This is a genomic window from Treponema primitia ZAS-2 (assembly GCF_000214375.1).
Taxonomy (GTDB): Bacteria; Spirochaetota; Spirochaetia; order Treponematales; family Breznakiellaceae; genus Termitinema; species Termitinema primitia.
On the sequence record NC_015578.1, the window covers coordinates 1903468 to 1916573 of the forward strand.

The window sequence follows — 13106 nt, forward strand, 5'->3', positions numbered from 1 at the left end:
GTTAGTGCTGGAACCTTCGGGTATAAATACTTAGGGCTAAACCAATCCCCACCATGGCGGATGTCAGGGCTGATCCCCCGTAAGACATAAACAGCAGGGGTATGCCGGTTATGGGCATGATCCCCATGGTCATACCAACGTTAATCAGGAAGTGGAAAATATACATGGCTGATAGTCCTGCGGCAATATAGGCGCCGAAGGGATCCGAAGTGGTTTTCATGATCCGTATAAGCCTGAGGCAGATTATCAGGAAAAGGGTAAACACCAATATCCCCCCCAGTAGTCCCCATTCTTCCGTAAAAATAGAAAAGATAAAGTCCGTGCTCTGTTGAGGTAAAAACCGGTAATGGCTCTGGGTGCCTTGGAGGTAACCCTTGCCCATGAGTCCCCCTGATCCGATTGCAGTAATGGATTGGATAATATTCCATCCCGATCCCCGGGGATCAACATTTGGATCCAGGAATACTATAAGCCGCATGATCTGATAATCTTTCAGTACCTTGTGGGAAGCGAAAGATGCCCCCAAGGATATGATAACTATAGCAGTAAAATATACTATCCAGTAAAAGTAACGTTTCTTATACCGCATATACCCAAAAAGCGCAATAGCAGCAATAATACCCAAGACCATGACTGTAATTGTAACAAACCTGCTGTTGGAAAGTATCATCATTGATGGCATGGCATTCCTGAGTATATAGCTCTGCCAGAGAGGTAATACCATAAAAAGTGCGGTCATAATTATCCCGATGAGCAGAAATAGTACGTACCGCAGGGAAATGCCGGCCACAAAAGTCATTACCAGCAGTATGGGGATAAATACAAGGGATGTGCCAAAATCAGGCTGGATGAGTATCACTGCCATGGGCACAAAAACAATAATACAGGAAAGCATAAAACGAATAAAACTGTTTCTGCTTCTTTTGGATCCATCCAGGTACCGGGCCAGGAAAAGGATGGTAGTTATCTTGGCAAATTCCGAAGGCTGTATCCCGAAGGATCCGATCCCTATCCAGGCTCGGGCTCCGTTTACAAGCCGGCCAAATAAACAGGTATACACCAGAAGCACAATAGTTCCGATGTAGAAGTAGATTGAAATATCATATAAACGCCGGTAATCAAGCATGGCGATAATCAGGGCTACGATAAGTCCTACCACAGCCCATATTATCTGCCGCATATATTCGTTTGAAACAAGAACCCCCGTATCGGTTACCCCGGATGAATAGATAAAAAGTATCCCAAAAATCGACAGTATTATTGCGGCAAAGATAAGGGAAAAATCTATTTCCAGAAAATCTTGTAGTTTCATTCCCGGCGCCCCTGTATGGGCATCATATACTGGAGTCCCAGTGCGGTAACCGCTTCTTCGTAGGATTGACCGGCAAAGATGCCCTGGAAGATAATTGCCGAGGCATAGGGGGCCCACCATTCCCATTTGTTTACCGCCTCAACAATGATGGAAACCACGATTTGTTCATCCGGGTTATCGGTCTTAAAGGGGGCATAGGCGGCGAACCAGGAATGCCAGCGGTCCTGAAGCCCTACTTCCCCGGTACCGGTTTTCCCGGCTATTTCCACGGAACGGATATTCAAGGGGAACTGAGCGGTTCCCTCGCTGATTACGCCCCGCATATTGTTACGGACAGTTTCAAAAACATCATGGTCAATATCACTCTCATGGAGTACCTTGGGGCCGACGGTTTTTTCCAGCGCCCCGGTCAGGGGATCCCGAATTTCCCTGAGCAGGTGGGGCTGATAGATGACCCCGTCGTTTACCACCATGGAAACCATGTTGGCCATCTGTATGGGGGTAACCAGGGTATAACCCTGGCCTATGGACATATTCATGGTGTCCCCGCCCAGCCAGCGTTCATGGAAACGGCGATCCTTCCACTGGGGGCTGGGGACAAAGCCGGCTATTTCACCGGGCAGGTCTATGCCGGTCACTTCGCCAAATCCGTATTCCCTGGAATAGGAGTTGATCCGTTCAACCCCCAGATGATCCCTGCCCACTACCCAGAAATAAATATCGCAGGACTGGGCCATAGCCTGCTGCAGGTTAAGCCGTCCGTGGCCGGGTCTGCGGATATGGCAGCGCCAGAGACGGTCGCCGTAGGTGATTTCCCCGGGACAGTCCACGGTCTGATCCCGGGGAAAGGCGTTTTCCGCCAAAACCCCGGTGGTCATAATGACCTTAAAGGTTGAGGCTGGGGGATAATTGGACTGGATAGCCCGGTTTATAAAAGGTTTGTTAGGATCGTTGAGCAGGGCTTGGTATTCGTTGCTCATATCATTACTATTAAATATATTGGGATCATACCAGGGGTAGGATACCATGGCGAGAATCTCCCCGTTACTGGGACGCATGACCACCACCGCCCCCATTCGTTCCCCCAGGGCTTTTTCCGCCAGAGTCTGGATGGAGCTGTCAATGGTAAGGATCAGATTTTTCCCCATTGACGGGGGCTCCCTGAGATTATTGGTATCCCCTACCCTTCTCCCCCGGACATCCACGGTCCTGGTTTCCCATCCTTCCTTTCCCCGGAGTATTTCGTCGTATTGCCGCTCAATTCCTGCTTTACCGATCACATCCCCATTCTGATAACCCCGGTTATACAGCATGGTTAGTTCATCTTTGGTAATATTTCCCACATACCCGATAATATGGGACAGGCTCCCGATATCAACATAATTGCGCATCGGTTTTGACTGCCAGGAAACCCCCGGAAGGGAGTCCAGGTTCTCCGCCAGGGCGGCAATGGTGGAAAAAGGAACATTGGACGCTATCTCAATGGGTTGATAAAGATAGTAATACTGCGTGGGTATTCGTTCTTCAATCTGCTGCCGGGGTATCTTTGCAATCTCCGCAACCCGCCCTATCAGGGCAGGTATTTCCCCCTGGGGAACTTCCGCAGGAATAATGCTCACCGCAAATGAATCGGCATTGAGCACCATGGGCTGGTTAAAATTGCGGTCATATATTTCTCCCCGCTGTGCAGGGATTACCGCAGTCCGCCTGGCGATATCCTGCGCCCTGGATCGGTATAGTTCACCACTGAGAATTTGCATCCCGAAAAGCCGGGAAGTGTAGGCGATGAAGATGAGTATAAATAGTACCTGAAGAATTTTAATCCGCCGTTCCGGCTTTTCATCTTCCGGTCCCGGGGTATACTGTAAAGGCATCAGAGGTTCCTCCCTTCCACAAGTAGGGATTTGAATAATTTTAGCAGGGCGAATAAAAAGGGCGCCAGCAGGGTATTTAAAGTAAATTCCACCCATAAGGTCGGGCTTAATGCGATATAGGTGGGTACTGCAGAGGCAAACAGGATATGCAGTATCCAAAAAGACAGGGCTTTAACTAGGGTGGATGCCCCGCAGAGGGCCATGGGCAGCAGGAGGGTATCCAAAAAGAAGGAACCTTTCATGAGCCCGGCTGATGCGCCAATAATGGTGCGCACAAAGGTATTAAGCCCCAAAGGGGCTGCGGAAAGAAAATCCAGGAGGAGGCCGGAAAAAAAACCCGTAAGCTGGCCGGTCATGGTACCGTTATTATAAGCACTGAACACCAAAATCCCCAGGGCAAGATCCGGAACCGCATGATATACCGCCAGCCGGGAAAGCAGGGTTGACTGTAAAATTGCGGCGATAAGGGCAAAAATTGTTGCCCAGATAACATTCTTACCCATCCAGGCCCTCCCTTTCTTTTTCTTCAGGGTTTGTTTCAACATCAATGACGAATACATATTCAAGCCGGGAAAAATCAATAGAGGGTTCCATTTCTACAGACATGGATGTTTCGTATTCCTGATACAGGATAGTACTGACCCTGCCGATGGTAATGCCCGGAGGGTATACCCCGCCTATGCCACTGGTGACGATCAGATCCCCGTGGTTTATCTCTTCCCGGGCCCGTTTGGGGATGGACCGCATCAGGAGGGGCGTCTCAGGGTTCCCCTGGCCTTCTACCAGCCCTTCATAACGGGAATCCGAAAGCCGGGCGGAGGCATAAAAACTCAAATCATAGACCGGCAATACCAGGCTTTCAAACTGCCCTGCCTGGACCACTTTGCCCACCAGAACTTGTATACCGTTCTGATAAGCTATAAGGGGCATGTTGTTTGCCAGGCCGTCCCGTTTGCCCTTGTTGATCACCAGGGCGGAAAACAGATTGTCCGGGTCACGGCCTATTATCTGGGCGGGGATATGCCTGAAACGCAGGGTTTCTGCGAACCCCAGCTGCTCCCTGAGACGGTTATTTTCCTGCCGTATCTCTGCGGCGGTCCTTTCCATCTGCTCATACCGGGTCATGCGGTCTGTTAACTCAGCGTATTCTCGCCTGAGGGTAGCCAATTCTTGAACCGAGAGAACCGTCCGGGATACCAAGGAGGAAATTCCGTAAATACTTCCCCGGATACCGGAAAAGAGGGAAAGCCCCATATCCCTGAAATCAATAACAAAACTGCGTGTAGAAAAGAGGAGCATAGAAAAGGAGACAAGGCTGAGGGCTATGAAAACATAGGCTTCAACGTTAAAACGCTTTTTGTGTTTACGGTCTCCGTTAATCGGCATAGGCGGCCTTCGGCCTTATCAGTTTAAATCGTCATAGATGCTGCGGGTATTGTTGAAGCCCTTGGCATTTTCATAATATTTCCCCGCCCCCAGGGCGACGCAATCCAGGGGATGTTCCGCCAGAATCACCGGGACCCCGGTTTCCTTGGATATGAGCTTGGGCAGCCCCTTTAAAAGGGAACCGCCCCCGGTCATAACGATGCCCCGTTCCACGATATCCGCAGCCAGTTCCGGCGGAGTATCCCCCAGGGTCCTCTTGATTTGATCAACAATCTGGGTAATGGGATCCTTCAAGGCATCCCGGACTTCCACGGAATCAATTTCCAAACGCCTGGGCAGGCCGGTGATGGCATCGGTCCCTTTAATTTCAACCTTTTCTATCTGTTTATCCGGGGAAGCGTTCCCGATTTGGAGTTTAAGCCGTTCCGCAGTCTGTTCCCCGATGATGAGGTTATGGACACTTCGCACATGCTTGATGATTGCTTCGTCAAATTCATCCCCACCCAGGCGTATGGCGTTGGTCACCACCATTCCCCCCAGGGAGATAACCGATACTTCCGTGGTTCCCCCGCCTATGTCACAGATCATGTGCCCCGCAGGTTCGTTGATGGGAATGTCCGCACCAATTGCCGCGGCCAGGCTTTCTTCGATAACCATGACCTCCCGGGCGCCGCCCTTGTAGGCGCATTCCTCCACTGCCCGGCGTTCCACTTCGGTGATACAGGAGGGTACGCCGATGACCATCCGGGGTTTTATAAACCGGTACCGGGGAAGTACTTTGGAAATAAAGTAACGGATCATCTTTTCTGTGGATTCAAGGTCCGCAATAACCCCGTCCCTCAGGGGCCGGAGGGCTATAATATTCCCCGGTGTCCGTGAAAGCATGGCCTTGGCATCCTGCCCTACGGCAATAACCTTTTTGGTCCCCTTTTCTACCGCCACCACCGAAGGTTCGTTGATAACGATACCCTTGCCGCGTATATAAATCAGGGTGTTACAAGTCCCTAAATCAATGCCGATATCTGAAGAATTTCTTCCGAACATCCTAACTCCTTATAAATTAAGCCGCGAGCGTGCCCGTGCATGGGTTGAATCTATTCTTAAAGCCCGCCGCCATTCGGCTCGGGCCCGGGTGCCGTCTCCCCCGGCAATATATAATTCGCCCAGTTGAAAGTGGGCTTCCGCATTCTCACCGTCATCTTCTAAAATAGCCATATACTGGGCTTCCGCTTCGTCGGGATTACCGGCCTTAAGCATAATATCCCCCAGGAGCAGCCGGGCGGTAATAACCGTATTGGAGTCCCTGGAGATCTCTATACAGCGGACCAGATAGGCTTTTGCCGTTTCCAGCTCTTCCAGGGCTATATAGGAACGGGCTATGGCCAAAAGCAGGAGATCCGATGGATAATCGCTTTCTCCTTCACCAGGGTCCAAGGCTTGGGAAAAAGCCTCTACGCTGCTCCGGTAATCCTGTATAGCCGCATAGGACAGTCCCAGATATTCCGGGATATCCCGGGCAGTGTAGGACAATTCCCGGGCCTCTTCCAGAAACTGGATAGCCAGTTCCGCATATCCCGAACCCTTATAATAATAAGCCTTCCCCAACACATATTGCACCCGTCCGTCATTGACGCCGTTTTTGGTCATAAGGGCTTTCCTTAAGGACCAGATACATTCATCAATGTAGGTCAGGGTATCAAAACTATTGATCTGGGCAATGGCGAGCTGATAGGACGCAAACCCATGGAGGGTCAAAAGAAAATAATCCGTAGGCTTATTTTCCAGCCCTGTCCGGCTTAGTTCAAAGGCCGTATCGTAAGTCCCCTCGTCCCAAAGCCGCAATAGTTCCTTTTTTTCCGTTCCCAGCCGGCTTCTCCACCCGACAATAACAACCCCCGCTGAACCACAGAGAACAAGCGCCAAAACAATCAGCAGAACCGTATGAATGGTCTGTTTCCGGCGGGCCTGATGGCCATATTCGGACCGGGGTTTTTCTTTTAACATCTAACTTGATTTAATACTCTTTATAGTAAAAAGTCAATTACAAACAGAGCGCCCTGTAGGGGATAAATTTTTAAAAAAACGATGAACCATAAGCCGGGTTCTGGCAGGAAATAACCTTAAAGGGCTATTTCCTGTTGGAGTATTCCCCTTGCGGGAAATACTCCAGGTGGGTCTCCCATAGGAAGAATTCCACCGGTTCCCATCTATCTCGAACCGCCCTTACGAACGGTTTCCCGGGACTAGTCCCGAGCAGTCTACCCGCGGCATGACCAACGGACCATTGGTTGCCGGAGATTGGGCCTACGGCCCAATCTCCAACGTGAAAAGGCTTTCGCCTTTTCACGCCGCTGCTTGGCTTTGCTCCTGATGAGGTTTGCCATTTTCCGGCAAAGCCGGAATCTTTTCGGCTGCGTTACCGCTGCCGAGGTGGGCTCTTACCCCGCCATTTCACCCTTACTGGATGATTTTTGGTTTACCAAAAATCATCTTCGAGAATTCGGGCTTACCCGAATTCTCGGGGAGACGCCTTTTATGGCATTTCCCTTTCAGCGGTTTGCTTTCTGTTGCGCTGTCTGTCGGCAGAACGTTACCGCTCTGCCGCCCGGGCGTTACCCGGCATCATGCCCTGCGGAGCCCGGACTTTCCTCACCGCAGCATAAGCCGCGGCGCGGGAACCTGGTTCATCGTTATAAATACCTCAAAAAACCTTCGGGTTCTCATAAAAAAGAAAACCCTGAAAAAAAGTCTGGAGAATCCGTGTAGCGGATTCTCCTTAAATAAAAATCCGAAGGATTTTTATTCTTCATAATCAATATTGACCTTTTCTTCCTCTTCATCATCTTCATCGAATTCGTCGTCATCCATATCATCCAGGTCCGAGAGGCTGCCGGCGTCTTCATTGTCGAAGAATTCCTCCTCACCCTGTTCGGATTCTTCATAGAAGAGTATCCGGGAACAATAGGGGCAGAAGACGATTTCCTCCCGCTTACGTACCAGGTTGGCGAACTGGGCGGGCAGTATCATGTGGCAGCCCATACAGACTCCGCCCTTAATGGCTACGATACCCCTACCGCCCTTGTTCCGGATGATACGCTCAAATTTAAAGAGTATCTCCGAGTCAAGCCCGTGGTTTATTTCGCCTTCTTCCACCGCCAAACGATCAACCTGGGACCTTTTTTCCGCGACCTCAGTCTCAATCCCCGCCCGGCGATCCGCCAGTTCTTTTTCCTGCTGCTCGATCAGGGAGGCGTTCTGCTTCATCTGCTCGTCCAGATCTGCCAGAACCCGTTCCTCTCGCTGAAGCTCCTTGCGGAACTGCTGTTCTTTTTCAGTAGAATCCCGAATTTCCTTGTCCAGGGCTTCATATTCCCGCTGGGTACTGATGGAATCCATATTCTTCTCAGCTTTTTCCCGGTCGCTTTCCGCTATAGCCAGAGAATTCCTGAAATCCCCTTCAGAAAGTTTTGCCTTTTCAAATTCCTGGTTCTTTTCGATAAAAGATTTCTTAAGCCGGGACAGCAGCTCTTCCTGGGTGGTCAGCAGCTTAGGTATCTCCTGAATATCCTTTTCCAGGGTGAATTTCTCCGACAGGATATCCTGCAAAGACCGCAGCTTCTCAAAAACATCTTCCATTACCATGTATAATCCCCTTCATTAGTATACAATTTAATACTTGTTAAAGTAGTTTCTTCCCTTTCCTTTGTGGAGAAATGAGCAAAGCTCATTTCTCCAAGAGAGTTTTACCCTACGGGTAAAACTCTCAATGATCCAAATAATCCTTCAGTTTCCGGCTCCGCCTGGGATGCCGGAGCCGCCGCAGGGCCTTAGCTTCTATCTGGCGTATTCGTTCCCGGGTGACATTAAAGTAGAGTCCTACCTCTTCCAGGGTGAGTGAATAGCCATCGTCCAAACCGAAACGCATTTTTAGGACTTCCTGTTCCCGGGTCGGCAGAGTAGAAAGTACCCCGGAAAGCTGTTCCTGGAGCAGGGTAAAAGCGGTCTGGTTCGCAGGGTTTTCCACATCCTTGTCTTCAATGAAATCCCCAAGAAGCGAATCCTCTTCTTCTCCGATGGGGGTTTCCAGGCTGATGGGTTCCCGGGCAACGTTCTTAACTGATTTTACCCGCAGGGCGGTCCAGCCCAGGCGTTCGGCGATTTCTTCGTCCGAAGGCTCCCGGCCCAGAACCTGCATGAGCTGCCGGGATTCCCGGACCACCTTGTTGATCTGTTCGATCATATGTACCGGTACCCGGATGGTCCGGGCCTGGTCGGAGATGGACCGGGTAATGGCCTGGCGTATCCACCAGGTGGCGTAGGTAGAGAATTTATAACCCTTGCGATACTCAAATTTCTCCACCGCTTTAATAAGCCCTATGTTCCCTTCTTGGACCAGATCAAAGAAATGGAGGCCCCGATTAGTGTACTTTTTGGCAATGGAAACCACCAGCCGCAGGTTTGCCTTGATGAGCCGGTCCTTGGCGTTTTTCATCATCACCCTGCCGCGGTTTATCTCCTTGGCCATCAGGTTGATGTTCTCGATGGACTCTTCGAATTCCGACTCCATCTGGCGGAGTTTTTTCTCCGTTACCTGGATGTGGCGAATCAGTTCCTTGATCTCATCGGAGCTCAGGCCCAGGCCGGATTCCAGCCGTTCCCGCTCTTCTTTTATGGTGAGCCCCCGGCCCAGGGCACGCAGTTCCTTGAGGGAACCAACCCGGAGCCGCTTTTCTATACGTTCCTGCTCTTTTTTATAGCGTTTTATCTTTTTGGAAGCCTGAACAAACTTATCCGAGAAACCGGCTATTTCTTCAGGGTGTATCTCCGCAGATTCGATTACCTCCAGGATTTTTGCCCGAATCCCACTAAGATCCTTATCATCATAGATATCGCCCCCACGGGTGATGATCCGCCGCTTAATTTCGATGTAATTTTTCAGGTCCCCCCCGATAATTCTGAGGGTTTCCTTGTAAAACTGGTTGAGCCGGCGGCGCTCGGTGAGGTATTCGGTGGCTTCTTTTTTGGTTAAGCTCAGTTCCCGGGGATCCTTCTTGGAAAAAGCCCGCTGGGCTATATGGTAAAATTCTGGGATGATCATCCCGGATTTTCTGATGACCCCTTTGATGATGTTTTCCCCGTTTTCCATCTGCTTGGACAGTTCCACTTCCTGTTCAGCGATAAGGAGGTTTTCCTTGCCGATTTCCCGGAGGTACAGCCGGATAGGATCATCCACAGAGGATTCTTTTTCGTTGTATACCAGGCGTTTCTTTTCCACTTCCTGGGTTTTCCGGGTCTCAGACTCCGCTTCATCCTCACTAAGGATCTCTTCGTCCACGAGCTGGACATTATTTGCATCCAGGAGAATGAGAACCTGTTCAATTTTTTCGGAATTTACGATATCTTCCGGTAAAAAATCGGAAAGTTCATCATAGGAAAGGGTTTTCTTTTCCTTCGCGTACTCAATTAACTTTACAACAGCAGGATCAAGCGCCATTTCCGGCGTAGCCTTATCGGGCGTGCGTAATTCTGTCATTCCTTAGCTTCCTTAAGTCGGCGTAATTCGGCATCAAGATGCACTTTTTCCACGAGCAGATCCTCAACAAGGGTATCCCCGCGCCCTTGGACGCTTGAGACACCTTCCCGGGTCTTCTCATTTTCCGCGATCCGCAGCTCTGTTACAATTTTGGCCAGCCTGCGCTCCAGCCTTTTAACCTTTACCTTCCTAATTCCATCATTTACCAGTTTACCCGGATCTTCCACAGAAAATGCCCGGGAAGCCCCCTGCTGAATAACAAAATTTCGTAATGCCCCATTTTGTATACGGGCCAGGAGATCCTCCGTTCCGGGCATATCGTTCCTGAACCATTCCTCCAGGGCAATAAAAAACTCCCGGGCGGCGGGATCTTCAAAATCTTCAATAGTAAGGGCTGAACGTAAAGTACTATACAAGTCACGGTTTACCGAAACTGCGGTGAGCAAAAAAAGCTCATCATTCAAACTCAGCAGCCGAATCGCCGTTTCACCGGCTTCCCGGGTTTCCATCCTTGGCCTATTCTGGCCGGAAACAAGCTGCCCCAGATCAAAACGACGAAAATCCGCTGCAATTGCTTGGCGTTCAACTCCAATGGCATCTGCTATTTCCCCAATAAAAGAATCCCTGGAAACTTCCGAATCCATGGTTTTCAAATAGGGAAAAAGGAAAGCCGCTGCCTTGGACTTCCCCAGGGAATCGGAAAGATCAAAACGAGACTTACCTCTTTTTATAAGGTATTCAAAATCAGTTATAAAACATTTTACACTTTTTTGCAACGCCTCTGCACCATATTTTTTCAAAATATCTGCCGGATCTTTAAGGCCTTTTGGAGGCGCCGCTTCTGAGTCTGAGGAAGCTTCCGGGGTTCCGGCGGGCAAGCTCCCACTATCCATGGTAACCACAAAGCTTTCCAGGCCGTTTTTCCGGCAGGTCATGATGGCCTTAAGGGCCGCTTCCTGCCCCGCATTGTCGGTATCGAAGATAAGGTAGACCCGTTCAGCCCAGCGGCGGAGGAGTTTGGCCTGATCTTCGGTGAATGCGGTCCCCAAGGGGGCCACGGCATTGGTAATCCCCGCCTGATGCAGGGCGATCACATCCATATAGCCTTCGGCGATATAGGCTTCTTTGGTTTTTCGTATTGCCGGCAGGGCTAAATCAATGGCATAGAAGGTTTCCCGTTTCTTATAGGACTCGGATTCCCCGGAATTGAGGTATTTAGGCTCCCCATCCGAGAGGATACGTCCCCCAAAAGCCACGGTTTTTCCCCGGCGGTCAGCGATAGGAAACATGAGCCGGTCCGAAAAGAAGGCACTGCGGATGTTTTTTTTTGAAAACAAGCCGGAAGAAGCAAGGAACTCTGCGGAATATCCTTTAGAGGATAAAAATTTATACAGCCAGGAACGGTCCGCCGGGGCATATCCCAAGCGAAAGCAGTCTATCATATCGGTATTGATTCCCCTGGATATAATATACTGCTTTGCCCCTTGGCCTTCAGGTTTTTTTAACAAAAAATGGTTAAAACTCACCGCCACCCGGCGGTACAGCTCGGCCAACTCCTCAAGCCGGGCGGCTTTTCCATCATCCTTTTGCACAGACCCTGAATTCTCATAGACAATCTCAATGCCCATACGCCGGGCTAGGGTTTCAATAGCCTCAGGGAAGGAAAGTTTATCCATTTCCATCATGAAGTTGATTACTCCGCCCCCGGCTGCGCATCCAAAGCAGTAATAGGTTTTCCGGTCCTGGTCCACGGTGAAGGAAGGGGTTTTCTCATTGTGAAAGGGGCAGAGCCCCCAGTAGCGCCCTCCCCGCTTCTCCAGCCGCACATAATCTCCCACAACAGCCACTGCATCCAGCTTATCGTTAACTTCCCGGATGGTTGACTCGGCAATGTAGGGCATCAGCGTTTCCTGGCCTTTACGTAGAGCACCCCCGCCCGGATATGATCATCTAATGTTTCGGAAAAGTAATGCCGTCCCTCATCGGGATTTACCAGCCTGAAGTAGAGGTAGCTGCTGGCCTGGGGATGGAAGGCGGCGTCCAGGGCTACCGCACCGGGAGCGGAGATAGGTCCCGGGGGAAGGCCGGGGTGTATGTAGGTATTGTAGGGATCCCGGATCTCTATATCCCGGTCAAAGAGCCGTTCCGGGTGGGGACGGCCCTGGATTTCGGTAATCACGTATTCTACGGTGGCGCAGGACTGGAGGGCCATACCGATGCGCAGGCGGTTGTCGAACACCCCGGCCATTAAAGGGGCCTCTTCATCCACCCGGTATTCCCGCTCCACAATGGAGGCCAGGATCACCAGCTTGTTCAGTTCCGTCGGGGATAATGCCGGGGCATCGTTCTGGATTTCCGCCAGGCGTTTGAAGAAGGTATCCGCCATGGTTTTAACCACCTGGTCGGCAGGATAGCCCTCGGGGAACAGGTAGGTGTCCGGGTAGAGGTAACCCTCCATGGTGGCCCCGGGTATCCGGTAGCTTTCCAGGGTTGCCGTATCAGAAGCGGCGGCCAGGAACTCCTCCTCCCTGCATATACCAGCTTCGGCCAAAATTTGGGCAGTTTTTATCAGGGTAACCCCTTCGGGGATGGTAACCCTGATAAGCAGTTGTTTGCCCGAAACCAGGAGGGAGCGGATTTCAATCTGGCTGGCCGGCAGGGAAAGGATATATATCCCCGCCTTGAGGTATTCCTTATCAAGACGGGAAAGGATCTCCCAGAAGTACCGGTTTTTTATAATCCCCGTTTGTTCCAGCCGCTGCCCCACGGAACGAACACTTTCGCCGGGACGAAGCTCCAGACGCAGGGCGCCATTTTCATCGAGCCTTAGGGCGGGATCATCACCGGTAATTTTTGGGGGAACTCCGGGAGGAGCGTTTAGGTAAATAAAGACACCCGCTATGATGGCAACCAGGACAATAGCGGTACCCAGCAAGGTACAGATAACCGTAATGAAAGAACGGGATCCCCTCCCCTTGCCTTCTTTTTTTTTCGCAACCAT

At 50.7% G+C, this 13106-nt stretch carries 10 protein-coding genes and 1 other RNA gene; all 11 read right to left on the reverse strand.

Annotation, left to right across the window (positions count from 1 at the left end; all coding sequences use genetic code 11):
* Position 1: 1 nt before the first annotated feature.
* The 11 genes from rodA to mltG all read right to left on the reverse strand — a co-directional run bounded on the left by rodA (position 2) and on the right by mltG (position 13106).
* Positions 2-1312, reverse strand: a complete 1311-nt coding sequence (rodA, locus tag TREPR_RS08420) for a rod shape-determining protein RodA (RefSeq protein ID WP_015707874.1) — start codon at positions 1310-1312, stop codon at positions 2-4.
* On the reverse strand, positions 1309-3186 hold the full coding sequence (gene mrdA / locus TREPR_RS08425) for a penicillin-binding protein 2 (RefSeq protein WP_015707875.1): 1878 nt from the start codon (positions 3184-3186) through the stop codon (positions 1309-1311). Before mrdA ends, rodA begins: the two co-directional genes overlap by 4 nt.
* Positions 3186-3689: a rod shape-determining protein MreD gene (gene mreD, locus TREPR_RS08430; protein ID WP_015707876.1), complete on the reverse strand. Its 504-nt coding sequence runs from the start codon at positions 3687-3689 to the stop codon at positions 3186-3188. Before mreD ends, mrdA begins: the two co-directional genes overlap by 1 nt.
* Positions 3682-4572 carry a rod shape-determining protein MreC gene (mreC, locus tag TREPR_RS08435; RefSeq protein WP_015707877.1) on the reverse strand — a complete coding sequence of 297 codons (891 nt, stop codon included), beginning with the start codon at positions 4570-4572 and terminating at the stop codon, positions 3682-3684. Before mreC ends, mreD begins: the two co-directional genes overlap by 8 nt.
* An 18-nt stretch (positions 4573-4590) precedes the next feature.
* Positions 4591-5616, reverse strand: coding sequence for a rod shape-determining protein (locus TREPR_RS08440; protein WP_015707878.1), 1026 nt, complete (start codon positions 5614-5616; stop codon positions 4591-4593).
* Positions 5617-5625: 9 nt separating this feature from the next.
* The gene (locus tag TREPR_RS08445; RefSeq protein WP_015707879.1) at positions 5626-6576 is read right to left on the reverse strand and encodes a tetratricopeptide repeat protein; all 951 of its coding nucleotides are present in this window, start codon (positions 6574-6576) and stop codon (positions 5626-5628) included.
* Between the two features lie 74 nt (positions 6577-6650).
* An RNA gene (gene rnpB, locus TREPR_RS18040) (RNase P RNA component class A) lies at positions 6651-7263 on the reverse strand.
* A gap of 108 nt (positions 7264-7371) precedes the next feature.
* Positions 7372-8214, reverse strand: coding sequence for a zinc ribbon domain-containing protein (locus TREPR_RS08455; RefSeq protein ID WP_015707881.1), 843 nt, complete (start codon positions 8212-8214; stop codon positions 7372-7374).
* A 121-nt stretch (positions 8215-8335) separates the two neighbouring features.
* Positions 8336-10105 carry an RNA polymerase sigma factor RpoD gene (gene rpoD, locus TREPR_RS08460; RefSeq protein ID WP_015707882.1) on the reverse strand — a complete coding sequence of 590 codons (1770 nt, stop codon included), beginning with the start codon at positions 10103-10105 and terminating at the stop codon, positions 8336-8338.
* Positions 10102-12006 (reverse strand): DNA primase, encoded by a 1905-nt coding sequence (gene dnaG, locus TREPR_RS08465; protein WP_015707883.1) that lies wholly within the window; start codon positions 12004-12006, stop codon positions 10102-10104. The genes rpoD and dnaG overlap by 4 nt, the downstream gene beginning before the upstream one ends.
* A complete protein-coding gene (gene mltG / locus TREPR_RS08470) occupies positions 12006-13106 on the reverse strand; it encodes an endolytic transglycosylase MltG (RefSeq protein ID WP_015707884.1) in 1101 nt (366 codons plus the stop codon). The genes dnaG and mltG overlap by 1 nt, the downstream gene beginning before the upstream one ends.